The organism is Amycolatopsis sp. Poz14 (assembly GCF_006704225.1).
Taxonomy (GTDB): domain Bacteria; phylum Actinomycetota; class Actinomycetes; order Mycobacteriales; family Pseudonocardiaceae; genus Amycolatopsis; species Amycolatopsis nivea.
Map to the genome: position 1 here is coordinate 6,466,342 of NZ_JACLHD010000001.1, position 25,664 is coordinate 6,492,005.

The 25,664-nt window shown below is 67.0% G+C and carries 25 protein-coding genes, 1 tRNA gene and 1 pseudogene; 22 read left to right on the forward strand and 5 right to left on the reverse strand.

What is annotated here, in order from left to right:
* Nucleotides 1-124 precede the first annotated feature (124 nt).
* The 3 genes from FKO37_RS30255 (at nucleotide 125) to FKO37_RS30265 (ending at nucleotide 2,552) form a co-directional block, all read left to right on the forward strand.
* Nucleotides 125-1,378, forward strand: a complete 1,254-nt coding sequence (locus FKO37_RS30255) for a GAF domain-containing protein (RefSeq protein WP_238606674.1) — start codon at nucleotides 125-127, stop codon at nucleotides 1,376-1,378.
* 78 nt (nucleotides 1,379-1,456) lie between these two features.
* Nucleotides 1,457-1,828 carry a DUF779 domain-containing protein gene (locus FKO37_RS30260; protein ID WP_051173043.1) on the forward strand — a complete coding sequence of 124 codons (372 nt, stop codon included), beginning with the start codon at nucleotides 1,457-1,459 and terminating at the stop codon, nucleotides 1,826-1,828.
* Between the two features lie 415 nt (nucleotides 1,829-2,243).
* The gene (locus FKO37_RS30265; protein WP_238606675.1) at nucleotides 2,244-2,552 is read left to right on the forward strand and encodes a hypothetical protein; all 309 of its coding nucleotides are present in this window, start codon (nucleotides 2,244-2,246) and stop codon (nucleotides 2,550-2,552) included.
* Nucleotides 2,553-3,170: 618 nt separating this feature from the next.
* Here the strand turns inward: FKO37_RS30265 and FKO37_RS30270 are convergent.
* Nucleotides 3,171-4,004: an alpha/beta fold hydrolase gene (locus FKO37_RS30270; RefSeq protein ID WP_238606676.1), complete on the reverse strand. Its 834-nt coding sequence runs from the start codon at nucleotides 4,002-4,004 to the stop codon at nucleotides 3,171-3,173.
* An 11-nt stretch (nucleotides 4,005-4,015) separates the two neighbouring features.
* On the reverse strand, nucleotides 4,016-4,396 hold the full coding sequence (locus tag FKO37_RS30275) for a VOC family protein (RefSeq protein ID WP_238606677.1): 381 nt from the start codon (nucleotides 4,394-4,396) through the stop codon (nucleotides 4,016-4,018).
* 48 nt (nucleotides 4,397-4,444) lie between these two features.
* On the opposite strand from FKO37_RS30275, the gene FKO37_RS30280 reads away from it, so the two are divergent.
* On the forward strand, nucleotides 4,445-5,080 hold the full coding sequence (locus tag FKO37_RS30280) for a TetR/AcrR family transcriptional regulator (protein WP_238606678.1): 636 nt from the start codon (nucleotides 4,445-4,447) through the stop codon (nucleotides 5,078-5,080).
* A gap of 602 nt (nucleotides 5,081-5,682) precedes the next feature.
* Here FKO37_RS30280 and FKO37_RS30285 read toward each other — a convergent pair.
* Nucleotides 5,683-6,045 carry a VOC family protein gene (locus FKO37_RS30285; protein ID WP_238606679.1) on the reverse strand — a complete coding sequence of 121 codons (363 nt, stop codon included), beginning with the start codon at nucleotides 6,043-6,045 and terminating at the stop codon, nucleotides 5,683-5,685.
* Between the two features lie 130 nt (nucleotides 6,046-6,175).
* Here FKO37_RS30285 and FKO37_RS30290 point away from each other — a divergent pair, with 130 nt between their 5' ends.
* From FKO37_RS30290 to FKO37_RS30325, 8 genes are all read left to right on the forward strand, one after another.
* The gene (locus FKO37_RS30290) at nucleotides 6,176-6,766 is read left to right on the forward strand and encodes a TetR/AcrR family transcriptional regulator (protein WP_238606680.1); all 591 of its coding nucleotides are present in this window, start codon (nucleotides 6,176-6,178) and stop codon (nucleotides 6,764-6,766) included.
* Between the two features lie 176 nt (nucleotides 6,767-6,942).
* Entirely contained in the window at nucleotides 6,943-7,560 is a 618-nt protein-coding gene (locus FKO37_RS30295) for a cation:proton antiporter (protein WP_238606681.1), read from the forward strand.
* Entirely contained in the window at nucleotides 7,539-7,886 is a 348-nt protein-coding gene (locus tag FKO37_RS30300) for a cation:proton antiporter (RefSeq protein WP_238606682.1), read from the forward strand. Before FKO37_RS30295 ends, FKO37_RS30300 begins: the two co-directional genes overlap by 22 nt.
* Nucleotides 7,853-8,203 (forward strand): cation:proton antiporter, encoded by a 351-nt coding sequence (locus FKO37_RS30305; protein WP_238606683.1) that lies wholly within the window; start codon nucleotides 7,853-7,855, stop codon nucleotides 8,201-8,203. The genes FKO37_RS30300 and FKO37_RS30305 overlap by 34 nt, the downstream gene beginning before the upstream one ends.
* A gap of 26 nt (nucleotides 8,204-8,229) precedes the next feature.
* Nucleotides 8,230-8,370 (forward strand): hypothetical protein, encoded by a 141-nt coding sequence (locus tag FKO37_RS30310; protein ID WP_238606684.1) that lies wholly within the window; start codon nucleotides 8,230-8,232, stop codon nucleotides 8,368-8,370.
* 9 nt (nucleotides 8,371-8,379) lie between these two features.
* Nucleotides 8,380-8,853 (forward strand): hypothetical protein, encoded by a 474-nt coding sequence (locus tag FKO37_RS30315; protein WP_238606685.1) that lies wholly within the window; start codon nucleotides 8,380-8,382, stop codon nucleotides 8,851-8,853.
* A 143-nt stretch (nucleotides 8,854-8,996) separates the two neighbouring features.
* Entirely contained in the window at nucleotides 8,997-9,746 is a 750-nt protein-coding gene (locus FKO37_RS30320; RefSeq protein WP_238606686.1) for a hypothetical protein, read from the forward strand.
* Between the two features lie 119 nt (nucleotides 9,747-9,865).
* Nucleotides 9,866-10,762, forward strand: coding sequence for an HNH endonuclease (locus tag FKO37_RS30325; protein WP_238606687.1), 897 nt, complete (start codon nucleotides 9,866-9,868; stop codon nucleotides 10,760-10,762).
* 139 nt (nucleotides 10,763-10,901) lie between these two features.
* Here FKO37_RS30325 and FKO37_RS30330 read toward each other — a convergent pair whose 3' ends face one another.
* Nucleotides 10,902-11,849, reverse strand: coding sequence for a hypothetical protein (locus tag FKO37_RS30330; RefSeq protein ID WP_238606688.1), 948 nt, complete (start codon nucleotides 11,847-11,849; stop codon nucleotides 10,902-10,904).
* A 92-nt stretch (nucleotides 11,850-11,941) separates the two neighbouring features.
* Here FKO37_RS30330 and FKO37_RS30335 point away from each other — a divergent pair, with 92 nt between their 5' ends.
* Complete coding sequence (locus FKO37_RS30335; protein WP_374204419.1) at nucleotides 11,942-12,286, forward strand: recombinase family protein; 345 nt, start codon at nucleotides 11,942-11,944, stop codon at nucleotides 12,284-12,286.
* Between the two features lie 2 nt (nucleotides 12,287-12,288).
* Nucleotides 12,289-13,392, forward strand: a complete 1,104-nt coding sequence (locus tag FKO37_RS30340; RefSeq protein ID WP_238606690.1) for a recombinase family protein — start codon at nucleotides 12,289-12,291, stop codon at nucleotides 13,390-13,392.
* Here the strand turns inward: FKO37_RS30340 and FKO37_RS30345 are convergent.
* A tRNA-Leu gene (locus tag FKO37_RS30345) sits at nucleotides 13,374-13,457 on the reverse strand. The two genes, FKO37_RS30340 and FKO37_RS30345, sit on opposite strands and share 19 nt — an antisense overlap.
* 471 nt (nucleotides 13,458-13,928) lie before the next feature.
* Here FKO37_RS30345 and FKO37_RS30350 point away from each other — a divergent pair.
* The 8 genes and pseudogenes from FKO37_RS30350 to FKO37_RS30385 all read left to right on the forward strand — a co-directional run.
* Nucleotides 13,929-14,120: pseudogene (locus tag FKO37_RS30350) on the forward strand (XRE family transcriptional regulator); the annotation flags it as partial.
* A 428-nt stretch (nucleotides 14,121-14,548) separates the two neighbouring features.
* Complete coding sequence (locus FKO37_RS30355) at nucleotides 14,549-14,845, forward strand: hypothetical protein (RefSeq protein ID WP_238606691.1); 297 nt, start codon at nucleotides 14,549-14,551, stop codon at nucleotides 14,843-14,845.
* 591 nt (nucleotides 14,846-15,436) lie between these two features.
* On the forward strand, nucleotides 15,437-16,813 hold the full coding sequence (locus tag FKO37_RS30360; protein WP_238606692.1) for a flavin monoamine oxidase family protein: 1,377 nt from the start codon (nucleotides 15,437-15,439) through the stop codon (nucleotides 16,811-16,813).
* 500 nt (nucleotides 16,814-17,313) lie between these two features.
* Nucleotides 17,314-19,197: a PAS domain-containing sensor histidine kinase gene (locus tag FKO37_RS30365; RefSeq protein ID WP_238606693.1), complete on the forward strand. Its 1,884-nt coding sequence runs from the start codon at nucleotides 17,314-17,316 to the stop codon at nucleotides 19,195-19,197.
* Nucleotides 19,194-19,832, forward strand: coding sequence for a response regulator transcription factor (locus FKO37_RS30370; protein ID WP_238606694.1), 639 nt, complete (start codon nucleotides 19,194-19,196; stop codon nucleotides 19,830-19,832). Before FKO37_RS30365 ends, FKO37_RS30370 begins: the two co-directional genes overlap by 4 nt.
* A gap of 272 nt (nucleotides 19,833-20,104) precedes the next feature.
* A complete protein-coding gene (locus FKO37_RS30375; protein ID WP_238606695.1) occupies nucleotides 20,105-21,712 on the forward strand; it encodes a cytosine permease in 1,608 nt (535 codons plus the stop codon).
* Nucleotides 21,713-21,749: 37 nt separating this feature from the next.
* A complete protein-coding gene (locus tag FKO37_RS30380) occupies nucleotides 21,750-23,825 on the forward strand; it encodes a hydantoinase/oxoprolinase family protein (protein WP_238606696.1) in 2,076 nt (691 codons plus the stop codon).
* Between the two features lies 1 nt (nucleotide 23,826).
* Nucleotides 23,827-25,593, forward strand: a complete 1,767-nt coding sequence (locus FKO37_RS30385; protein ID WP_238606697.1) for a hydantoinase B/oxoprolinase family protein — start codon at nucleotides 23,827-23,829, stop codon at nucleotides 25,591-25,593.
* Nucleotides 25,594-25,664 lie beyond the last annotated feature (71 nt).

Sequence of the window (25,664 nt, forward strand, 5' to 3'; positions counted from 1 at the left end):
CTCCGCCGCCCGGCGGAGGGCTCTCCAGGGTAAGCCCCCGCCGGCGGCGGCACCCCCTCCTTCGCGGCCGTGCGCACCTGTCCGATCGGACAGGTGCGCGCGGCGGGGGCGCTTGCGAGGATGGATGGCCGGCACGCAAGACGACGACGTCGGGATGTCCATGCACGAACTCGATGCGCTTCGGCGGCGCAGGATCGATCTCGAACAGCGGTGGGCGGAGGTGGTGCCCCGGCTGCGGCAGGCGCCCCGTGCCGATTCCGGCGACCTGATGCTCCGCCACGAGGTCACCGAATCGTGGATCAGGTCGCTGCCCACTGTCGACCCCGCGACCGGCAGCGCACCGGTCGCCGACGGCGGCGTGGTCCGGCCGCGCTGGGCCGGGTCTCCGCTGCGCGAGCCGGTGCGGCGCGTCGAGGACGAACTGCGGACCGTCGCCGACGACGCGGGCTTCATCGCCGCGGTCACCGACGAGACCGGCACGATCCTGTGGACCTGCGGCGGCCGGGTCATGCGCAGGCGGGCCGAGCAGGTCAACTTCGCTCCCGGCGGACGGTGGGACGAAACGGCGATGGGCACCAACGCGCTGTCGCTCGCCCTGCGCACCGGACGGCCGAGCGCCGTGTTCTCGGCCGAGCATTTGGTGGCCGCGCTGCACGGCTGGGTCTGCTACTGCGCCCCCATCCGGGACGCGCGGGGCCAGGTGCTCGGCGTCCTCGACCTGTCGAGTACCTGGGACCGTTCGCATCCGCTGGCGATGTCGACGGTGCGATCGCTGGTCTCGGCCATCGAGTCCGGGCTGCCCGCGGTGTCCCCCGCCGGGCTGCGGGTGTCAGCGCTGGGAGTGTCCGCCGCGGTCCGCGACGGGGTCCGGTTGAACCTGCGCCCACGGCAACTGGAAATCCTGACGCTGCTGGCGCTGCAGCCGGAGGGATACTCGCTCGACGCGCTGCGCGAAGCGCTGTACGGCGACCGGATGGTGAGCACGACAACGGTGCGCGCGGAGGCGTCACACCTGCGCAACGCGCTCGGCGGCGTCCTCACCGCCCGCCGCTACGCCTCGACGGTGCCGATCGAATGCGACGCGGTGGACGTGCTGAAAGCGTTGGAGCGCCGGGATTTGGCCACAGCCGTGCGGTTGTACCGCGGTCCGTTGCTGCCGCAGTCGGAAGCACCCGGCATCGTGCGCTGGCGAGACCACCTCGAAGTGACCATGCGCGAAGCGGTGCTGGCCAGCGAGGCACCGGAACCCGCACTGGCCTACGGCGAACGTGCTTGGTACGACGCGGAAATCCACGAACACGCCCTCGGCTCGCTCCCCCGCGACGACGCCCGCCGAGCCATCGCCGCCGGCCGCCTCGCCGTCGCCCGGCAGGAGTGACGCCGGACGCCAACCCCGTGCCAACCTTCCGCGCGCATCGTGAGCCCCGTCACGGCGACCGGCGAGGAAGGGGAAACGGTGGAAGGACAATCCGGGACGGCGAGCGGGCCTTTCGTCCGGGTGCGGATCACCCGCGCAGCCGAGGACCTGATCCTCCGCCTGCGCCTCCGGCACGGCCCGCTGATGGTCCAGCAGACCGGCGGCCGCGGCGACGGAAGCGAGCCGATGTGCCACCCGCACAGCGAATTCCGACTGGGCCGCTCGGACGTCCTGATCGGCGAACTGGCGGGCGGCACGCCGTACTGGATGAGCGCCGACCAGTACGAACACTGGCGGCACAACGACCTGACCGTCGACGTCGTGCCCGGCCGGGGGAACGAATTCTCCCTCGAAGCCCCGGAAGGAGTCCGGTTCCAGGTCCGGTCTAGGGTGCTGCCGGGTCACGGGTAGAGCCCGGGAGAAACGCTCCTGTGCCCGCCAGAATCCCGGTCGCGCACGCGCTCACCGCCGCCCTGCTGGCCGCGCATCACGCAGACGGTCAATCTGCGCGAAGACGTCGTGATACCAGCGCTGAACGGCTGGCTCCGTCAGGTGTTCGACCCGGGGAACCAAGCGGCGTTCGAGGCAGGCGTGGGTCCGGCCGCAGTGGTCCAGGCGATCAACACGGCGCAGACGGAGCGGGAACCGGCTCGCGCCGAGTTGCAGCAATTGCCGAAGGCAACGGTCATCGAAGCTGCGGAGGGGTACGCGCGGCTGAACTCGATGGACGACGTGGCCCCGGCATCGCGGAAGTCAACGGTTCGACGCGGCATTTGCCGCCATCAACCGCTCAGGACACCCACGGCTGCTCGTATTGCACGGGGCGATGACCCACCTGCAGCGAGCGTTCGCCACCCCGGGCGCGATCGCCGGACAGCCTGCCGCGACGAACCCGGAGCCCGTGCTGGCGGGCTTGACGCAAGGAGACTCGGACGTCGTGGCGCTGCAGCCGCGGAACGCGGAGTTCCTGCTGTGGCAGGCGGTGGTCCTGGCCCGTGCGGGCCGGATCGACGACGCCCGGAACGTGTTCGGCCAAGCGCTGACCCGCCAGCCCGCCCTGCACGACCTGCCGCAGCGGCTGGCCAGCGCGGGGTTTCTCACACCGCAGGCCGCGCAGAGGCTTGGCAGTCCGTAAGGCTTCTCGCGCCTCGCCGTAGCGTCTTGGGCAACCGACCGGGCCGAAACTGGCCCGCGGCAAGGGTTTCTTGCTCTGAGTCGCCGCGAACTGTTCGGTCCTCGACAGCTCGTAAACCTCGGCCGGCCCGATCCCGGCTTGTGCTGCTCGGCGGTCGAGCAGGACGGCCTTTCCCCAGAACGCGCATCACCTCCACCTCGAAGTCGAAGCTCCCGCGTTTCACGTAATTGCCCGCCATGGGCCAAACGCACATTCGACGTTGTATCCAGCCGGAAGCTCCACCAGGCGCTGGAACTTTGCATCTGATCGCCTCGTCCGGTCCGAGACCTCCCGGCCTGATCGAAAACTGCTCGCCGGAAAGGACCTGGACGGAGGCGGCTCGTGCTTCCACTACGGGACGACCACTGTGATTGCCGACCGCCACGCTCAACCGTTGCTGCCCGAACCGCTGGGGCCCTGGTTGCACGATCAACCTGTCCACCGCCTGCACCCCTTGCCCGCCAACGCATCCACGCCAGGATAAAAGGGCTCGCCGTGCGGTTCCCGCGCACCGCGGATTCTCCGACGCGATCCTGGCGAGCCGCGTGTGTCGGGTTCCCACGGGCGGTGATCAGGTCCTCAGGCTGGGCTTGGCGCCGCGGTGGGGTTCCACGAGCCGAGCAAGGTCTTCAGCTCGGCGGGGTGGGTGAGCGGGAGCAGGTGGTTGGCGTGCTCGAGCGTGACGACGCGGGCGTCGGGCAGGAGGGCCGCGAGGCGGGCGATCATCCGGTGTGTCGCTTGTGGACTCGCGGCGCCCTGCACGAAGACGACCGGCGCGGTGATCGAGGCCAGGTCGCCGGGCGTCCAGCCGTTGAGGGCCGGGATCTCGTTGGCGAAGAAGAAGCCGGAGTCGCGCTCGGCCCGGGCGAGCCCGTCCTGGCCGAGCGTCTCGCCGAGCACACCGCGGTAGCCGGGGCCGCAGACGGCGGACATGAAGGCGTCGAACGCGGCCGGGAGATCGCCGTTTCCCATCGCGTGCATGGCTTTGCCGATGGCTGGGCCGATCGTCGCCCGCACGTCGGCGAGGTCGGCCGGGTCGATCAGGGCGTCGATCAACGGCGGCTCGCACAGCACGAGCCGCGACACGAGCTCGGGGCGGTCCTGGGCGAGCTGCAGCGCGATCGCCGAGCCGGAGGAATGGCCGATCACGGTGGCGGGCACGGCATGCAGCCGCTCGAGCAGCGCCGCGGCGTGCGCCGCGTGCCCGGCCAGGTCGACCAGCCCGGACGGCTCGGGGCCACCGGCGTAACCGGCTCTCCGCATTCGGATCACCCGGCCGTCGAGGAGTCCGGCCAGCGGCGCGAACCACGCCTCGAAGCCGCCGGCGTGCAGGAGCAGGGTGACGTCACCGCCGGTGTTGTCGCCGGTGTCGGCCCACCCGATGGTGGTGCCGTTAACAGTCATGGTGTTCATCTGGGTTCCTTTCATTCGGCGTAGAGCCGGATCTCGATTCCGTCGGGGTCGTGCAGGCCGACCAGGACGGAGCCGCCGTGGTGGCCGGTCACGACGCCGCCATGCGGTTCGCCCGCCTGGTCCAGCGCGGTCTTCCACGCCTGGACAGCGTCCCGGCTCGGGACCAGCAGAGCGAGGGCGTCGAAGCCGGACAGCGCCGCGGCCCGGGCGGGATCGTGCCGCAGGGCGAGCTGGGGCGCGCAGCCGGCGTGCCGCAGGGCGACACCGCGAACCTCGCCGTCCTCGACGAACTCGATCGCCTGCTCGAAGCCGAGCACGCGCTCGTACCAGGTACGACTGCGCGCGACGTCGCTGACGGGCAGCTTGACGTGGTGGATGCCGCCGATCTCCATCGGCCCCTCATTTCGTTGTAGTCGAACTCTAGAGTTAGAATGCGACCAATGAGCGAGAACGTCAAGCCCAGGGCCGCCCGCACACGGGCCACCCGCCGCCGGATCGTGACCGCGGCGTCGGAGTCGTTCGTGGCCAACGGTTACGCGGCGACGACCCTCGAGGAAATCGCGCGCCGCGCCGACGTCGCGGTGCAGACCGTGTACTTCCACTTCGGCAACAAGCGCACGGTGCTCAAAGAGGCGGTGGACGTCGCCGCGGTCGGCGACGACGAACCGGTCCCCGTGCTCGACCGCCCCTACGCCGAACAAGCCCGCACCGAGCAGGACCCCCGGCGGGCAATCGAACTGTGGACCGCCTTCGGCCGCCAGATCATGACCCGGGTCGGCCCGATCATGCGCGTCGTGCGCGACGCCTCCGCCGTGGACCCGGACATGGCCAAGCAGTGGAACGAGAACCGCGAGCAGACCGCGTCGGCGTTCCGCGTGCTGGCCACGCAACTGGATGCGATGTCCGCGCTGCGGGTGCCGGTCGACGAGGCCGTCGACATCCTGTGCGCCCTGTCAGGACTGGAGATGTACCTGGTCCTGACCGACCGCGGCTGGAGCCCGCTCCAGTGGGAACGATTCGTCGTCGACTCACTCGCCCACGCCCTGCTCACGACAGAACATCGACAATCATTGTGATGCGCCGGACGTCCGGCAACAGTGCGACGCCCGGCTGCTCGGCGTCACCTCTCCGACCTCGCCCAAACCTGTTGCAGCGAAACGACCCGGCCGCCACGCCGGGCTGCTAGTGCCGCCGGAGCGGCGAAGTACGCCCGGCGCATGCGTGCCGAGGGCAGGCAGCTTGGCGCGCACGTGGCCGACGAACTCGACGGCCAGGGCTCCGCTGAGGCGATGGCCCACGGAATCGGGGGCGTCCTGGACATTGCGATGGTGCCATGTTCTGCGACTGGAGCAGTCCGCAAACGAAGCGAGTTTCGCCGCGATAAGCGCGCCGGACAAACGAAATCACCTGAAAGCCGGATTGCCCCAGGCAGTCTTAGCAGCAGCCCGGCTTGCCAGTTGATACAAGGTCAACCGCCACTGAGTCTCTCCATCCCGGGATGACCTCTACTCCATGAGAGGTCTTGACCGGCTGGACCTTCGGCGGAGCCACAAGTGCAACCGGACCATCACCAGCAGGGCGTACCGCTGCCGCCGTTCCTGCCGCGGCACTGCTCCTTGCCGGGCGTCCGGCTTGGGAACCGTGGACATCAGGAAACCTTTTCTCATCGGCACGCGCGTCACTGCGCGCGCGGTTCCCACAGCACCAGCGTGGCGCCGGTGGGGTCATTGATCACCACGAGCGAGCCGACCGGCAGGTCGGTGCGCTCGCGAACCACGGTCGCGCCGAGCGCCTTGGCCTGCTCGGTCGGCTTGTCGAGGTCGTCGACCGGCGCGTACGGAACCCACTGCGGAGCCCGGCCGTCGCCTTCGGCGATCGGCGTGAAGCCAGCCCACGGGCCCGTTTCGTCGGCGAACATCGGGATCTGCTTCCCGCCCATCGGCAGCTCGGCAACGGGCCAGCCGAACAGCTCGGTGTAGAACGAGCGCGCCGCCTCGACATCGCTGGTGCGCAGGTCGAAGAAAACAAACGGCGGAGTCATCGAAGATCCTTTCCCGGTCTTTGACAGGTCACTTGACCCACACACTATCGGTCACTTGACCTCAAAGATAGGTCACTTGACCCGAACTCGGTGTGTCGCGCGGATCCGTCCTGGCATTACGCTGGTGCCTGTGACGGTTCGCAGCCCATTGACCAAGGCGAAGTTGTCGCCGAACCAGCTGGAGAAGCAGCGCCAGATCATCGAGGCGGCCCGGGTGGTGCTCGCCCGCGACGGGCTGGCGGCGTGCACGACACGCGCGGTGGAAGAAGCGGGCCCGCTCGCGAAGAGCGCGATCCACTACTACTTCAGCGACATGGACGAGCTCGTCGACCAGGCGATGGCCCAGCATCTGCAGGCGTTCATGGACCGCCTGCGTGCCGCCGCGGCCGCACACGAGGACCCGAGCCGTCGGTTCTGGGCCGCGGTAGAGGAGTTCCTGGGCATCTTCGCGCAGATGCCCAGCACGGCCCTGCTGTGGTTCGACTACTGGATCGACGCCACCCGCAAGGGCAGGGTCGAGCCGATCGACCGGCTCAACCGCGAAGTCACCGCGATCTATGAGGAACTGCTCGCCGCGGTGCCCGTGCCGGAGCCGCAACTGCACGCCGAGGCGTTGTTCTCCTGCTTGCTCGGGCTGATCGTGCGGCAGACGGTGCAGGGGCCAATCGATGCGTTGCGGCCGCTCATCTCGCAGATCTGTGCGGTCGACGTGCCTTCGTAGGTCACGGCTGCCGGGGTCGCCCCCTAACGACCCCGGTTCCGCTGCAGCAGCACCCCGGGTTTGCGGGCCTGCCGCTCATCGTCGGATCGCGTCCGTTGACCGTCGGGTTGGCGTCGCGGCAAGCCTGGACGCACCGGGGGCGGTCCTCGGATGCGTGCGGGCAGGGGTCCTCCGCGGTGAAGCCCGATCTGGTGCTGGCCCTGTTGTTCGATCTCGCGCTGATCATTGCGCTCGCCCAGGTGCTGGGCGCGGTGGCGCGACGACTCGGACAGCCGCCGGTGATCGGCGAGATCCTGGCGGGCCTTCTCATGGGGCCGACGCTGTTCGGCGGCGCGATCGCGCGAACGGTGTTTCCCGTCGATGTGCGGCCGTCGCTCACGGCGCTGGCCAACGTCGGTGTCGCCGTGTTCATGTTCGTCGTCGGACTGGAGCTCGAGCGCGGTTTGCTGCGCGGACAGGGGCGAGTGGCCGTCACTGTGGCGATGGGATCCATCGTCGTGCCGTTCGGGTTGAGGGTGCTGCTCGCGTCGCATCTCGCGCGCGACCACGCGAACGGCAACCGGCTGGGGTTCGTGCTGTTCCTCGGGGCCGCAATGTCGGTGACGGCTTTTCCGGTGCTGGCCCGGATTCTCGCCGATCGAGGCATGATCAACACGCCGCTCGGCGGGTTGGCGCTGGCTTGCGCAGCCGTCGACGACGTCCTGGCTTGGTCGCTCCTGGCGGTCGTGGTCGCGCCTGCGGGCGGGGGCCGAACCAGTGGAGGGTATTGCTGGTGCTGCCGTACTTGGCGGTGATGCACTGGGTGGCGCGGCCGCTGTTGCGCAGGATCGCCGCCCGCATGCGGGACGGGCGGTTGACGGTGGGCGTGCTAGCCGCCGTGTTCGCCGGCCTGCTGCTGTCCGGTGCCGCGACCGAGTGGATCGGGCTCCACTTCATCTTCGGCTCGTTCCTGTTCGGCGTGATCATGCCGCACGGCGAGGCGGTGGTGTTGCGCACGGAGATCCTCGAACGGGTCGGGCAGATCTGCTCAGTGGTGTTGCTGCCGGTCTTTTTCGTGGTCGCCGGCCTCAACGTCAATCTGTCCGCGTGGGCGCCGGCGGGCTGGCGGAGCTCGGTTTGATCCTGCTGACCGCGATCGGCGGCAAGTTCGCGGGCGCCTTCCTCAGTGCCCGAGCCAACGGCGTGCAGGCACGCCACTCGGTGGTGCTGGCGACGCTGATCAACACGCGCGGCCTGACCGAGCTGATCATCCTCGCCGTCGGTCTCCAGCTCGGAGTGCTCGACCACGCGCTTTATTCGGTCATGGTCGTCATGGCCGTGGTCACCACCGCCATGACTGGGCCGCTGCTGCGGCTGTTCTATCCGGATGAATTCATCAGACAGGACGGGGTGCGGGCGGGCGGCGGCGTGAGGCGCCGTCCCGCGCCGCACGACTGATCCGCTGCGAGATCTGCGGACGGAAGATGCAGGATGCACCGATCCGGAAGGCGGTCTACTACCGGTGCATGGCCCGAACGTTGGCACCTGGATCACCCGCGCTGGAGAGCCACCCGAAGACGGTCAATCTGCGGGAAGACGTCGTGATGCCCGCGCTGAACGGCTGACTGTGTCAGGTGTTCGACCCGGCGAACCGGGACGATACGGTCGCCGCGCTGGTGGCTTCGCAGAGCGGGACGCACGCGACCGGCAGGGAGTCAGCGGAGAAGCGATTGGCCGATGCGGAGTCGCGGTTGCGCCGACATCAGGCGGCGATCGAGGCAGGTGCGGATCCGGCCGCAGTGGTCGAGGCGATCAACACGGCGCAGGCGGAGCGGGAGGCGGCGCGTGCCGAGTTGCAGCACTTGCCGAAGGCGAGCGTGATCGAGGCAGCGGAGGGCTACGCGCGGCTCGATTCGATGGACGACGTGGCCCGAGCGCTGAACTCGCGGACGCCGGAGCGGATCACGCGGGTCTACCAGGACCTCGGCGTCCAGCTGAGCTATGACAATGAAAAAGAGGCGGTCGTAGTGACCGCCTCTCCCCGTGTGTCTAACGTGTGTGTCCGAGGGGGGGACCTGCACACTATCCACACGCTTGACGCTGGGTAACGACGGGTGACGGTCCGACCTTCTCCCGTCAGTCGGCCTTGGCAACACGGAACCGACTGGGCGCAGCGATGCCCAGACAGGTTCAAATTTACCCACCTGAATGACGCGGCGGGACTGTCGGTGGGACGTGGCATCCTGCAACTATGAAGAAGGACCAACTGCTCGACTACGCCGATGACCTCGCTCATCGACTTCGCACCGGTTTGGCGTGGAAAGACGGTGAGTACGGCAGCGGTTACTGGGAGGCCGACAAGAAGGAACTGTTTCGCCTGGTCGCCACCGCAACCGAGGCCCGGGAGTTCCTGCGTCTGTACGCTGGCCCAGACAGCCAGTGGTTCACTCAGGCGGCGGACCTCTATGTGAATCACGGCGAAGGGCAAAGCCGGGAGACCGGTATCAGGGCGATCGGCGATCTTCTCGATGCGTGGTCTCGACAGGTCCGTGCAGGCGTGATCGAGATCTTTGGAGAGCGCGCGCTCGAAGAGATTTCTAGCACTCGCACGGACCTGATGGATCAAGTGCGCCATCTACTGGAAGACAAGACAGTCCACTCCGCCGCTCCGATCGTACTCTGCGGTGCTGCTCTGGAGATCGCACTGCGCGCGATCGCCGACGCCAAGAACGTCGCGTACCCGGTCCGCTCCGGCATCGATGTCCTTGCCGCGGAGCTGCGGCGCGCTCGGCTGATCACTGTGCAAGACGTGAAAGAGATCAACGTTTGCGCAGGTGTCCGAAACCTGGCAGCACACGGTGAATTCGATGCCCTTGACGCGAAGCGAGCTGGCCTGATGGAGCAGATGACAATTACTTTGCTGCGTCGACTCGCGGAGATCCAAGCGGGTCCTGACACTGCGTCATTCGACAGTCCGCAGCAATCTGCAACGCGTAACTAGGCGCAAGCGTACACCCGCTAGCGGTCACACTTAGCAACTCTAAAATACAGATCTTTAAAGATTCGACATATCGACGAAAAATGTGTCAATTGTTCACAATATTTGGGGGGTAAAGTAAGATGTCCGCACGTGAGGCAAAGAACTGGATCACGCATAGATACTTTCGCACATACTCCATCGCTAGCGAGTTAGCGAGGATCGCGAACAATCCAGATTTCCATGAGCTGGAACACTTGTTTATTGAGGATGGCGTTCTGGAGTTCACGCCAAACTGGAAGAAAGATACGCTGGTTCACAAGTTCGCGCGATGGATCGCTGACGAGAAGTTTATCAACGACACCTCTGGGCCATACGTTGTTGAATACATGCAGAGCGAAAGCGGTTCGATTTACACAAAACGGTTTCTTCCTGTTGATCTGTGCATGACCGCGTACGGCTTCGACTCAGAGCCATTTGAGGTTCCTCCTCCGGACGGAGATATGGTCGAAATCAGGCCAAAAGTTTCTGAATGGCGAGAATCGTCGAAAGTTGCAGACGCATGCTACGAATACATGCTGAACGACTTAAGGCTAAGTCAGATTTATCATGACCTTCTCGCGCGAATTGCAGACGAGGTTTTCCATGTCGTATTTATTAACCGCGTTCTCATGGCTCGACTCAATGAAATCATTTCCATGAAAGTCAGAGAGATTGGCCCGGAAACCGTGGAAGAGTATGGCGGCGATGCGGCAAACTTTTTACGGGGCGGGTTCAGGCTTAAGCGAACTGCACCGCCAGCATGGGTTCGACGAGCTGTATTTCATCGCGAAAAAGGAAGATGCGCTTTATGTCGTGCCAACTTGTCACCCGTGCTGAGTTCGATTCCAGGTTATCAGTTCGATCATATTGTCCCCATATCGCATGGTGGCCTGAATGACTTGACGAACATGCAGCTGCTATGCGAGTCATGCAATAAAAGTAAGTCGAATTCTTCGTCGGCAACTAGCCCCATATATCAGAAATGGTATGCAGAATAGTTTACGACAAAAGGATCTGCGCGGCCGATACTCTCATGCTATAGGCGGAAGACCCGTCGCCTCCGAAGGTATAGTCCGAACTGTCGGCTGGTCGGACTGCCAGTCGGGCGGGCTACTGATTTCAATGAGCGTGAGCAGGTTACTTACTATTGGCAATCACGAGAGCAATAATCGAGACTGTCAAGCTGAGCCACGATGACAACGGCAGTATGTAGTCTTTGGCAAGCTCCCATCGGCTCCGCTCATGTGCCGGATTCAGGTAGCGAACATCTCGCTCTTTGCAGGAGATTGCATCTAGTGGCCCAGAAGGGAGGTTGCTATACAGCGATCGTACAGCGGGTATAAGATCTTCTCGTCGAATTGCGACAACTGCGGCTACGTCATAGAGGAACCCATATAGCAGAATCCACTTCGTCGGGTCGACTCCTGGATGTGTGATATCCAAGTCGTCGACAATTTCGATATCGATGAGGGGTGCGGATAGACGTACTGCGCGTTCGGCTACAGTCGGGGGAGATTGCCAGGTGCGTCGACTCTGCTGCAGCAAGGCGAACAAAGCGCGGCTGGCCAATCCTGCAAAATTTAATGCTTCCACAAGACTGCCGTCATAGTGCGGCTTGAATCTCAGCCAACGAGGGTTTTCTACATGCTGTTCCTGTCCGGACTCCAGCATTCGCAGCGCAATTCCTATAGCGCGGAAAAATCGACGCTTTGCACCGCCCGCCCTTGATAGCCAAATCGCTCGAATGAAAACAGATACTATAACTGCGAGCAGGAAACGCCCGAAGAGACCGATGTCCTGAATAAGCGATATCCTGCTTGTCAAAAGTGTCAGGTATCCAATTAAGATAAGGTAGCACGGTGTGGCTAGTGCTCTCATAAGCCTGTAGCGAGAAAACTCGTGACTATATTGTCGAGCATGCCATTGCTGCCCTAATTTCAACATTAGTTCTTCGGTGCTTGAAATATTTATCCTGGGATAACGTCGAAGTCTTCCAATTCTCGGATGCGTCCACGTACGAGGGAATTTGGAAGGATCGAACTCGCCGATATCGATTGGGTCATGTGGCTGGTTCTTGCTGTTCATGGTCGCTATGATAGCGCCGAAGTTCGGCGTGCGATATACTAATTAGTAGGAGTGTTTGCTGATGGCTGTTTTTAGGAATCCGGCCATCCGGCGTGGCGAATGATCGGCATAAATTTTACAGAGCATGCCGTCTAGAGGGTTCTTTTCAGTTCTCGTTGATCGCACCGAGGTTTGCGGCCTACGGGGTGGATCTGTGGGTGCCTGAGCTGGGCGGGAAGTTCGATCCGCGGAACCCTTCGCACAAGATGTTGATGAGTGTGCTGGGCGGGATGAGTGAGTCGGAGCGGCAGCATGTCCAGGCCCGGGTGCGTGCGGCGATGGACGCGCAGGTGGTCAATGAGGGACGGCATCAGGGCGGTCGTGCACCGTATGGGTACGTCGTGGTCGACGGTGGACCGCATCCGAATCCGCGGAAGGCGGCGGGGGGTTCCGCCTGAGGTTGCTCACGCTCGACGAGCCGGCAGCCGACGTCGTCCGCCGCATCTTCGCGGAGTACCTGGACGGGAACGGCGACCGCGCTATCGCGAACATGCTGAATCTGGAAGGGATTCCTTGTCCCTCGGCGAAGCGGCCGGATCAGAACGGGCATCGGCTCGCCGACGGGTGGCAGGGCAGCACCATCCGGGCGATTCTGGACAATCCGCGGTACACCGGCTATGCCGTCTTCGGCCGGTGGGCCAAGCACGAAACGCTGCTGGACCCGGATGACGTGGCGGCGGGTCACGTGGTCCGGTTCCGGCGCGCGACTCCGGATCGGATCGTCCGGTCACGGAAGCCTGCTCATCCGGAGATCGTGTCGGTCGAGACCTTCACGCAAGCGCAGTTGCTCCGGCGGTCGAAGTCGAGCGGTGGGCTCGCGACGTCGCGGAGGTCGGAGCGTGGTGCTCGCAGCACGGCGCGGCTCTACTTGTTGCGCGGCCTGGTTCGGTGCGGTGTCTGCGGTCGGAAAATGCAGGGTGCGACGATCCGTAAAGGCGCGTACTACCGGTGCACGGCGCGGACAATGACACCAGGCTCCGCGATGTTGGCCGATCATCCAAAGACGGTGAACTTGCGTGAGAGAACCGTGGTCGAGGCGATCAACGGGTGGGTTGGACAGCTGTTCGACCCTGAGCACGTGGACGAGACGGTTGCCGCGCTGCTTAGCTCGGCAGGCGGAGGGGCGGGGAACGCGCGTGAAGTCGCGCGGCGTCGGCTGGCTGATGCCGAGGCTCGGCTTCGTCGGTTCCAGGACGCCATCGGCGCGGGAGTCGACCCGTCGGCAGTCGTCGATGCGGTGAACCAGGCCCAAGCGGAGCGGGCCGCGGCCAAGGCCGAACTGGAGAGCACACCAGCCGGGCGGAGGATCACGGACGCGGAGATCTACGCGATGATCGATTCGCTGGGCGACGTCGGAGCCGCGCTGGTGGACGCGAAGCCAGCTGGCCTGGCCCGGCTCTACGGCAAGCTGAACCTGGAACTACGCTACGAACCAAAAGAGCTGGCTGTCTATGTGACAGCCAGCCCTGGTGTAGATAGTGAGTGTGTCCGAGGGGGGACTTGAACCCCCACGTCCGTTAAGGACACTAGCACCTCAAGCTAGCGCGTCTGCCATTCCGCCACTCGGACTTGCTGATGAAGAGAGTATACGACGATCAGACACGTCATTTCAGGGGGGTGCGAAACAGCGCTGAGAGCTCGCATGATATTCTCATATGTTCTCAACATTCAGATACTCATTCGCATCTCTGCAGGTCGGCCCTATACAGGTCGCGTTCGAGCAGTCGCCAGCGCACTGCGGCGGCCCTCCAGATGCTCCAAGACCGTCCTTAACGCTTGAGCATCCCTATCGGCGACGGGCAGCTTCGCTCACCGGCAAGTCGAACAACGACACGTCCGCAGGCCCAGGCACGCAGCGAACTCGCACAACCCTCGACTTCTGGGCGGACAAATCCGACGAGACGCTCCAAGTAGCCGAACCTCCGATCAACCCGTATGGTAACGAACGGTTACAATCGCGCTACGCAGCGCTAGAAGATCGCAATGACGCGCTAATCTCGGCGCTGAGGCGGAGCGCTGAGGCGGAGCGCGGAGGAATAGGTGTCGGAGGATTGGGCGGCGGTCGCGAAGGCGATCGACATGCGGGTGCACGAACTCGGCTGGCGGCAACGCGAGCTGGCGGAGCGGTCGCACGTGTCGCAGGCGATCGTGCGCGAGCTGCAGCACCACACTGTCGAGCGCCGACGGAGCGCGCGCACGCTCGAAGCCCTGTCGACCACGCTCGGCTGGCACTCGCCCAGAGGCACACCTTGGGAGGACAGGGCCGGTCCTGTCCATGCGGCCACTTACCCATGCGGGCCGCGGATGCAGTGACATCCACGGCCGTCTCGTGAGCAAGGAAACCCGCTTCCCATGGCGAAGCGGGTGCTCGCTCAGCGGCGCAGACCTCCAGGACGGCCCGGGGGGGGGGACGCCGGATCCCGGCTCCGCCGGGGCCTGGCTCAGGAATCCCGCATAGATGATCTTCACCAGGACCGCGTAAGCGTAAGGTCTATCCACGACCGTTGACCGGAAAGACGACACTGTCGTCCGGCTCGGCTTTGAAGGACACAGCCGGCCGGAAGCACCTCCTCAACGGCGGCACCTACGACGTCATCGACGTCCTGGTAGAAACCCTTGTGCGGAGCGGACAGCCAGCCACGGGGGCTACGCTGCCGACCATGACGGCACAACCGCGTCGCGCCGCGGTCCGCGCCGAACTTCGCCCCGAATTCCAGCAGTTCGTCATGGGAACCGGCGACGTGCTCACCGTTGCCCGGCAACTCACCGAACGCACATCCGGTGCCGACGCAGTGACGTCGTCGGATACCTGCATGCTGTTCACGCTCCGGCCGGGAATTGCCGACGTCAGGCTGACTGTCGAAGTCTGGGCTACGCCACCGTCCCCTCCCCTGGCGCAGGTGCAGCGATTCACTAGCACGCTCCGGACTGAGAGCGAACTTCTCCAGATCGTCTGATGTCCGCGATTACTCCGTCGCCGTATTCCTGACCGAGTTGTCGCGCGAGCACGACGATGTCTTCGACACGGACGTGAGAACGGAAAACTGGCTGGTTCACCTCTGGTGATCTCCGCCAGGCCCGGCAGAGGCAGGCTTCTGCCGGGCAGGCGGCCCGGTCCTCCCGAAAATTTCTCGAGCGAATCCAGCGAGAGTGCTCGTGAAATGCAATTCGGCATAGACCGGTCCGCACTGCAACGGTGGTCGTCTGAATAAGAGAAACTGTAGTAGTCGCCCGAAGCTCTCGGCAGCCATCGGGCGGGAACCTGGCGGATGGAAAGGTTCCGGATTTCCCGGCTGGTCTGTGGCCAAGGAACTCGGTGCATCGTGCACCGGCCCTCGGGAAATCAGGTGCGTTCTGCAGTGGGGAGCCGCTGTCGCTGGCAGGAACAGTGGAAAGCATCGGCAGCAGAAAGAGCGAGAACCAGGGCGGTCATGACAGCTGAGGCATCCGGACACCGGGCCGCCCAGCTGTGCGCGGGATTTTCGCAGCCGAGGCGATTACCCGATGCATCGCACACCACGCGGACCGCGTGTGTCAAGGAGGGAACTATGTCGAAATCTGTTGAGCGTGAACCGAATACCGTATCGGCGGACGTCGTGATCGTCGGCGCTGGATTCGCGGGGTTGACCGCTGCGGAACGACTCGCGGACCTGGGGGTGTCCGTGCGGGTCGTGGAGGGGCGCGACCGGATCGGTGGCCGGTCGTATTCCGGCGAGGTCGCGGGGGTCAAGGTCGATCTCGGGGCGACGTGGGTTTCGCGGCGGCACACGGAAATCCGGAATCTCGCGAGCCGGCTGGGGTGTACTACGACCTCGCAGTTCGCCAAAGGTCTCAATGTTCTGTGGATGGGCGGGGAGCGCAGTACCTACCAGGGCACCATTCCCGAGATTTCGACTGAGGCCGTGGAGGACATGGGCCGCGTGCAAGGGATTCTGCACGAGCTGCTCTCGACGGTCGACGTCGAAGCGGTTTGGGAGTCTCCGGAAGCCGACCGGCTCGATGCGATTTCGTTCGGTGAATGGCTCGACCAGAACGACGCGCAGCCTGGCACGCGTGCGCTGATGACCATTCTCAGCAAGGTGCAGTGGGGCTGCAGCCCGGGTGACGTCTCGCTGCTGCACGCGTTGCGCTACATCCGCGCGGCGGGCGGGGTTTCGCACATGCTGGACGTCGAGGACGGTCAGCAAGAGGAGCGTTACGCCGAAACCACTCAGGAGATCGCCACGCGGCTCGCCGAAAAGCTCGGCGACCGGGTGGTGGTGGGCACTCCGGTCTGGCGAATCGCGCAGGACGGCAGTGGCGTTAAGGTGAGCACCGACTCGGAGGTGATCAACGCCCAGTACGCCATTGTCACCGCTGCTCCCGCGCACCGGGCCGACATCGAGTTCGAGCCAGCGTTGCCGGAGAAGGGCGAGTGGCTGGCCAAGACCTGGCGGATGGGCGCGTTGAGCAAGGCGTTCGTCGCCTACGAGAAGCCGTTTTGGCGCAGCAGCGGGCTTTCCGGCGAGGCACTGACCGACACCGGCACCGTGTTCATCACTTTCGACGTCTCGCCTGACGACAGCGGACCGGGCATTCTGATGGCCTTCTGCGACCCCCGGGTGTACGACAACTTCAGCCCGGAAGCCCGGCGGGACCGCGTCGTCCGGCAGCTCGTCGATCTGTACGGGCCGCAGGCCGGCGCCCCGATCGACTACGTGGACCACTGCTGGGGCACGGAACCGTTCGCCCCGGGCGGTCCGAATCCGGCGGTTCCCCCTTACGCGTCCGGCAGTTACGGGAGCGCTCTCGCCGAGCCGCACGGGCGCGTGCATTGGGCTGGGGTGGAAACCGCGGGCGAGTGGGCCGGAACGATGAACGGTGCGGTCCTGACTGGTCAGCGGGCTGCTGAGCAGGTCGCTCGGCAACTCGGTGTCTTCAAATAATTCGCGCTGTTTCCTCGGGAGCAGGACGGGTCGGTCCTGCTCCCGAGGACTCCTCGATCAGGTGAGCCGGGGCAGCGGGTGCACCGTTCCGGAAGAGCGCGGAGCCGCGTGCGGTGCCCCTCCCCCGCCACGTCCAGCGAGTCCTCGACCGTGAACGGGACGCCGTGAAACGCCGTCGCCCCGGCGAAACCGCTGCGGGACAAGCGCTTGGCGATGCTGGACGCGGCGGTGCGGGATTCCGAACGCGCAACCGGTACGCCGCGTGCGCTCAAGTCATCAGCTCCGGCGGCGACCTTGGCAGGAATCCCGAAGTCACAGCGAGTATCGGCGCGGATCAGCTCCTTCAGCTCTGCGATCCGGCGGGCTGTCCGGGACGCGCCGAGGTCATGACGCGGTCAGTTGCACAACGGCGACCTGAATCGAAAGAGCGGCCTCAGTTCGCCCTGCTTACCAGCGTCATGGGCCGACGCACTGCCGGTGTGCGCCTAGGATCTGCGGCTGTGGACGTGTCGCGCCGATCCAACGGAGTATCGACGGCGGCCGCGGAGCTGATCGAGCTCGCGGTCGCGCCGTCGTTGATCGTGCGCCACGGGCCGGACGGCGCCGAGGTGGTTGCCGCCAGCACGGCGTTCAGCGCGCTGCTCGGCCATTCTGTTCCGGCGGGCACCTGCTTGAGCGAGCTGTTCCCGGCGCTGCCCGCCGACGCGCTCGCGGCTGGCTGCGGACCGCGCGAGGTGAGTCTCGCCGGTGCTGGCGGGGAGACTCCGGTGCTTCTGCGCGTCGACCGGTTGCGGTCCGACGAGCTCACCGGGCTGGTGCTCGTGCAGCTCGACGTCACCGCGTCGCGCTCCCGGGCCGATCGCGCGCTCTGGGAAAGCGAGCAGATGATGCAGGCGATCGCGGACGCGGTCGACGCGCTCATCTACCTCAAGGGCGCCGACGGGCGTTACCTGCTGATCAACAGTTCGTTCGAGAAAGCCACCGGGGTCCGCCGGGAGGAGGTCGTCGGGATGACCGACGACGACATCTTCGGCGCCCGGCTCGGCCGCACCTATCACGCCAACGACCGGCGCGTACTCGACGCGGCCCGGAGCATGATGTTCGAGGAGCTGGTCCCGGGAGACACGATCTACCTGTCGACGAAGTTCCCGCTGATCGGCGAGGACGGAAAGCCGTACGCGGTCGGCGGCATCTCGACCGACATCACCGACCGCAGCCACGCCGAGCAGGCCGTCCGCCTCGCTCGCGACGAGGCGGAGCGCGCCAACGCGGCGAAAACGGAGTTCCTGTCCCGGATGAGCCACGAGCTGCGCACGCCGCTCAACTCGATCCTGGGCTTCGGCCAGCTCCTGGAGCTCGACCTGCGGGGCGAGCAGGCCGACCGGGCGCACCGGATCGTGCAGGCGGGCCACCACCTGCTGAACCTCATCAACGAGGTCCTCGACATCACCACCACCGAGCACGTCGGACTGGACGTCGAGGTCGAGCCGGTCGGCGCGGTCGAGGCCTTCCAGGAAGCGCTGGTCCTCGTGCGCCCGCTGGCGGAGGCCCGCGGGATCACCCTCGCCCGGGATTTCCACGGCGGCCTCGACACCGCCGTCGTGGCCAACCGGCGCCGGCTCGCGCAGGTGCTGTTGAACCTGCTCAGCAACGCGGTGAAGTACAACCGCCCGGACGGCATGGTGACCGCGTCCTTCCGCGCCGGCGAAGGGCGGATCCGGTTCCTGGTCACCGACACCGGCCGGGGGCTGACCGCCGAGGAGGCCGAGCGGGTTTTCGCCCCGTTCGAGCGCCTCGACGCCGGCGGGACCGAGGTGGAAGGGACCGGTTTGGGCCTGACCCTTTCCCGGACCCTGGTCGAGGCGATGGGCGGGACGCTGGGGGTCGAGCGGTCGAAACCGGGCCGCGGAAGCGTGTTCTTCCTCGAACTGCCGATCGCCCCCGGGGTGCGGCCGCAGCACGAGGCGGCGGAGACCGGGCCTGGCGAGCCGCTCGCCGACCTGTCTTCGGTGCACGTCCTGTACATCGAGGACGCCGACGCGAACGTCGAACTCGTGCGAGGCGTGCTCGAGCGGCAGCGCGTCGCCGAGCTGACCTGCGCGAGGACCGGGGCCGACGGCGTCGCGCTCGCGCGCGTGGCCCGGCCCGACATCATCCTGCTGGACCTGCATCTCCCGGACGCCGACGGGGAGAACGTCCTCGCCCGCCTCCGCGCCCAGCCGGAGACGGCGGCGATCCCGGTGGTCGTCGTGTCCGCGGACGCGCTCGGGCCGCGCATCACCCGGCTCACCGAGGCCGGGGCCGCCGCCTACCTGACCAAGCCCGTCGACCTTCGTGCGCTCGTCCGCACAATCAGCGAACTGACCTCGGAGAGCCGCGGATGAACCTGGTGCGGGTGCTGCTCGCGGACGACCACCCCGTCTATCGCGACGGGCTGGCCGCGCAGCTGGGAAGCCATGCCGAAATCGAGGTCGTCGGAGTGTCCGGGGACGGCGCGCACGCGCTCGAACTGCTTCGCCAGACCGAACCCGACGTCGCGGTGCTCGACCTCATGCTCCCCGGGGCCGACGGAATCGAGATCATCGAGCAGTGCGCACGCGAGGGCCTCGCGTCGCGATGCGTGATCGTCTCCGCGTACGAGGACAGTGCGACGGTCTACCGCGCTCTGGCTGCCGGCGCCCGCGCCTACCTGATGAAGATCGTCTCCGGGCAGACCGTCGCCGAGACCGTCCTCGCCGTCGCCGGCGGAGCTACCGTCATCCCGCCCGAGCTGCAGACGGGCCTGGCCGAGGAACTCCGGCGACAGGCCCGGCGGCAGGAGCAGCCGCCGCTGACCGAGCGCGAGCGCGACGTGCTGCGGCTCGCCGCCGAGGGAATAGCGATCAAGGACATCGCCGCCGAACTCTTCGTGGGCGTGACGACGGTCAAGACTCATCTTCAGCACGCCTACGAGAAGCTCGGCGTGAACGATCGGGCCTCGGCAGTAGCCGCGGCGATCCGGCGCGGCCTGCTCGACTGATCCCCCGCCACCGGCCGCGCGGAGGATGCCTTCCTCCTCCGGATGGCCGGAGCGATCTCCTCCCGAAGACCGTCCGCCGGGATGACCCAGGTCACAAGGGCCGCTCGTAGCGTTGTCCGCGGCGATCGACGGCCCGCCCACCCCCAGCGGCCCGGTCGCCGGAACCGCATTCGCCGGTTCGCAGCGTCGCCGCCCAGTCGACGGCGGCCCATCCGGTCGTGTCCGCCGCACCCGCCCGCGGCGGACGACCATGGCCATCCGAGGACTGCCCCATGACTGCCGATTCCTTCCCGGAGACCGAACACCCCGTCAGACCTCCGCTCCGCATTACCCGCACCGACCACCCCGCGGTCGTCAAGCAGGCCGCGACCCAGGACTACGCCACCCACGTCGTGCCGTTGACCGGCCGGGCCGGCCGGACGTCCCTGTCGATGGCGTGGCTCGCGACTTTCAGCGCGATGTTTTGGCTCTACGTAGCGGTTTCGGTGGACCAAGCCGTCGGCCGCACGAACGCCGTCGTCGGCATGGTTCTCGCCTCGGTGGTCTTCGGGCTCGTTCAAGCCGTGCTGGTCCGCTACGCCATTCGTTCCGGGCTCACCGTGGCCCTGCTTTCCCGACGGCTGTTCGGTTATCTCGGCGGCGGCCTCGCTCCGCTCCTGCTCGGCGCCACCGCGATCTACTACGCGGTCTTCGAGGGCTCGGTGATCGCGGTCGCGCTGCAGCGGTGGTTCGCGCCGACCAGCGACATCCGCATCTGGTACGCGATCGTGGTCCTCTACGCCGTGCCTCTCGTGATCGGCGGAGTCCAGCGCTGGCTCGACCGGCTCAACGGCGTGCTGCTCCCGCTCTATCTCGCCGGGCTCGTCGCGCTGGTGCTCGCCGCCGGCATCCAGCACGGATTCGCGTCCGGTCTGGCAGCCACGCCGACGCCGGCCGGGCTCGCGCTTCCCGGCTGGGTCACCGCCTTCATGGTCTACCTGGGCACCTGGGTCCTGATGATGTTCGCCGTCGACTACGCCCGCCTTGGCCGCCCTTCAGACGCGCGGTTCCACTCGCGGGTCACCTTCGGAATTCCTTACTACTTGGCCACATTCGTGCTCAACGGCGTCATCGGCATCTTCGTGACCACCGCCGTCCTGCCGGGGCAGGCGGCCTCGGAGACCGGGGTCATCGACGCGGTGCTCGGCACCCTCGGGGTCGCGGGCCTGCTGTTCATCCTGGTCAGCCAAACCAGGATCAACACGGCGAACTACTACGTCGCCTCGACCAACCTGGAGGCGTTCGGCGAACGCGCGCTGCGGCTGCGCTGGCCCCGGATCGCCTGGTCGGTGATCGCCGGAGTCATCGTCTTCGCCTTCATGCTCACCGACGTGCTGTCCTATCTGCTGACCGCACTGGCGTGGCAGGGAGTGTTCGTCGCCGCCTGGGTCGCCATCGCGCTCACCCACATCGGGCTGGTCCGCGGGGACCGCGACGGCATCCCCGAGTTCCGTCCCGGCCGGCTCCGCAACGTGCTGCCCGGCCTCGCGGCCTGGATCCTCGCCTCGCTGACCGGGATCGTGCTGACCGAATCCGGCCGCCCCGGCGCCTGGTACACGACCCTCGCACCGGCGATCACCTGTGTCCTCGCCGCGCTCCTGTACGCCGTCGGGACGCGGGTCGGACGGTCGCCCTTGCTGCCTCGCGGGGACGACCCGCGCGACGAGGTCGACGACGTCTGGGGCGCGCGGATCCGGTGCCACGCCTGCCAACTCTCCTACACCGCCATCGAAATGGACCGCGACCCGTCCGCCGGTCTGGCCGCGATCTGCGCGGGCTGCGCCGCGGAATCCGCCGATTTCGTCCGCGCCGCCCGGCGCGCCGGCGCGCGCACTGCCTGACCCGCCGCTCCGAACCCCTGCTGAAAGGACTGGACCAGTGCCCTACAAGATCACCGTCGACACCGGCGGCACCTTCACCGACGTGGTCGTGACCGACGCCGACGGCCGCCTCACGATCGGCAAGGCGCCGACCCGCGAGCGAGCTTTCGACGGCGTGCGCGGAGGAGTCGAGGTCGCCGCTGCCGAACTGGGCATCACCGCCGGGCAACTGCTCGCGGACACGACCACGTTCGTCTACTCCACGACGCGCTCGACCAACGCCATCCTCGAGGGCCGCACCGCCCGCACGGCGCTGCTGGTCACCGAGGGCTTCCCGGACATCCTCGTGCTGCGCGAGGGCGGCAAGCACGACGGATTCGACCTCAGCGTGCGCTATCCCGAGCCCTACGTCCCCCGCGCGCTCACCAGCGAAATCCCGGAACGCATCGACTCCGAGGGCGACGTCGTGCGGCGCCTGGACGAGGACGCGGTCCGGGACATCCTCCGCCGGCTGCGCGCACAGGACGTCGAAGCCGTCGCGGTCTGCCTCCTCTGGGCGATCGTCAACGGTGCGCACGAACGCCGGGTCGGCGAGCTGATTTCCGAGGAGCTGCCCGGGATTCCCTACACGCTCTCGCACGAGGTCAACCCGATCGTCCGGGAGTACCGGCGAGCCTCGACGGCCGCGATCGACGCCTCCCTCAAACCGATGATGAGCGCGCACCTGTCCGCCATCGCCGAGGATCTCGCCGCCGCCGGATTCCGCGGGGAACTCATGGTCGCGACCTCGTTCGGCGGCGTGCTGCACCTGCCCGACGCCGCGGCCCGGCCGGTCGACACGGTCCGCTCCGGACCCTCGATGGCCCCGGTGGCCGGACTGACGTTCGCCCGGGCCGAGAACGACAACCGCGACGTGATCGTCTGCGACACCGGCGGGACGAGCTTCGACGTCTCGCTCGTCCGGGCCGGCGCGGTCACCTTCACCAACGAAACGTGGCTGGGCCCGAAGTATCTCGGGCACCTGACCGGAACGGCCTCGGTGGACATCCGCTCGATCGGGTCCGGCGGCGGCTCGATCGCGTGGGTCGACGACGGCGGGCTCCTGCGTGTCGGCCCGCGCAGCGCCGGCGCCGATCCCGGGCCGGCTTGCTACGGCCGCGGCGGGACCGAGCCGACCGTCAGCGACGCTGCCTGCGTCCTGGGCTACCTCGACCCGGACACGTTCCTCGGCGGCCGCATGCCGCTCGACCGCGACGCCGCCGACACCGCGGTCGACGGGCTCGCCGCGACGCTCGGGCTCAGCCGGGAGAAGACCGCGGAGTCGGTCCTGACCGTCGCGAACGAGCACATGGTCGGCGCGATCCAGGACATCACCATCAACGAGGGCGTCGATCCCGCGCGGGCGCTCGTCGTCGCGGGCGGCGGTGCCGCGGGGCTGGGCATCGCGTCGATCGTGCGCGCGCTCGGGTGTTCCTCAGTGCTGATGCCGCGATCGGCCGGAGCGCTCAGCGCGACCGGCGGCCAGTTCTCCGACATCGTCGCGGAGTTCACCGCCAGCCAGTTCGCCGACACCAGGTCCTGGGACTTCGAAGCGGTGAACAGCGTCCTCAAAGGACTCGACGAGCGCGCGGACGAGTTCGCCGCCGGACTGCGCGAGCGCGGCGTCGACGGCATCACCGTCGACCACCTCGTCGAGGCCCGCTACGCCTACCAGGTGTGGGAGCTGGAAGTGCCAGTCGGCGCGCAGATCGACGACGCCGACGGCCTGGCCGCGCTCCGGCAGGCCTTCGACGAGGCCCACGAGCGCGTCTTCTCGGTGAAGGAACCCGGTGCGCCGTTGGAATGCCTGACGTGGAAGGCGCGGCTGCGCGCCCCGGTCGGAAGCCGCGCGGTCGCCGCGGTCACCGAGCGCCGCGACGGGCTCGAACCGGTCCGCACGGGCGCGGACCGCGTCAAACCGGCCTACTTCGACGGCGCTTGGCACGACACGACTGTCGTGGCCGGCGGGTCGCGACCGCCCGGCACCGTCCTCGCGGGGCCGCTCATCGTCGAGGAACCGACCAGCACCCTCGTCGTGCCGCCGGGCGCCCGCCTGCACGTCACGTCCGCCGGCAACTACCTCGTGGAGGTCTGACATGACATCCGGGACCCTCGATCCCGCCCAGATGGCGGTCATCGCCAACCGGCTCGACACGATCGTCCGCGAGATGACCAGCACGCTGCTGCGCGCCGGCCGCTCCTCGGTCATCGCGGTCGCGCGGGACTTCTCCTGCTCGATCGTCACCGGCGAGGACGAACTGCTCGCGTCCGCCGAAGGCCTGCCGGTGCACATCTTCGGCGCGCATCTGCAAACCGCCGAACTGCGCCGCCGGCATCCTGACCTCCGCGACGGCGACGCCTACCTGGACAACGATCCTTACGTCGGCGGCTCGCACCACGCCGACCACACGATCATGGTGCCGGTGTTCGTGGGCGACACGCATCTCTTCACCGCCGTCGCCAAGTCGCACCAAGCCGACATCGGCAACAGCATGCCCACGACCTATTTCGCGATGGCCAAGGACGTCTACGAGGAGGGCGCGCTCAACTTCCCGTGCGTGCAGGTCCAGCGCGACCGCGAGGACATCTCCGACGTCATCGAGATGTGCCGCAGGCGGATCCGGGTGCCCGACCAGTGGTACGGCGACTACCTCGCGACGCTGGGCGCGGCCCGGACCGGCGAACGCCGGCTCAAGGAACTCGTCGACGTCTACGGCCTCGAACTGATCCGGCAGTTCGTCGCCGAGTGGTTCGACTACTCCGAGCGCCGGATGACCGCGGCGATTTCGGCGCTGCCGTCCGGGCGCTACGTGCGGCACGGGCAGCACGACAGCGTCGGGCCGCTGCCCCCGATCCCGCTCAAGGTGGACCTGACGGTCGACGCCGAGGCGGGCCGGGTCAGCATCGACCTGCGCGACAACCCGGACTGCGTTCCGGCCGGCCTGAACATGACGCGCTCGACGGCGACGAACATGGCGATCGCCGGGCTGTTCAACAACATCGACCCGACCGTGCCGCACAACGCCGGTGCTTTCCGCCGAGTCGAGGTCCTCCTGCGCGAGAACTGCGTCGTCGGGATCCCCCGGCACCCGACGTCCGCCTCGATGGCCACCACGAACGTCGCGGACCGGCTGGTCAACCTCGCCCAGTCGGCCCTCGGCGAAGCGGGCACCGGCCACGGCGTCGCCGAGGGCGGCACCGGCATGGGACCGGGCATGGGCGTCATCTCCGGGACCGACTGGCGGACCGGGATGCCGTTCGTGAACCAGATGTTCGTCGCCAACAACGGCGGCCCCGCCTCGCGGGACTGCGACGGGTGGCTGACCTGGATCCTGCCGGTCTGCGCCGGCCTGCTGTACCGGGACTCGATCGAGATCAACGAGCAGAAGTACCCGGTCCAGTTCGGCTACGTGCGGCTGCTCCCCGACTCCGGCGGGCCCGGCAGGCACCGCGGGGCCAACGCGATGGAACTGGCCTACACCGCGCGCGGAAACCCGGTCGACGTCGTGTGGACGCTCGACGCCCACGAGTCGCCGCCGAACGGCATCCACGGCGGCGGCCCCGGCGCCGTGGCCGCGGCCGCGCTCCGCCACGCGACCGGCGAGGTCACCGAACTGCCGGGCACCGGTGCGATCGCCCTCGAACCGGGCCAGTACGTGCTCAACACGACCGCGGGTGGCGGCGGATTCGGCGACCCTCGTACCCGCGACGCCGACGCGGTTCTCCACGACGTCGCCGAGGGTTACGTCACCCGCGACGCCGCCGCGGAGGTGTACGGCGTGGTCATCGTCGGAGAAGAGCACGCGGCCCGGGTCGATCAGGACGCGACAGAACGGCGACGGGCCGCGTTGGGAGCAGTGTGAGCGAGGCGCCGTGGCCAACAGCAATGCTGGCCACGGCGCCATCCACTTCAACACCGACCTCGGCGATTGCT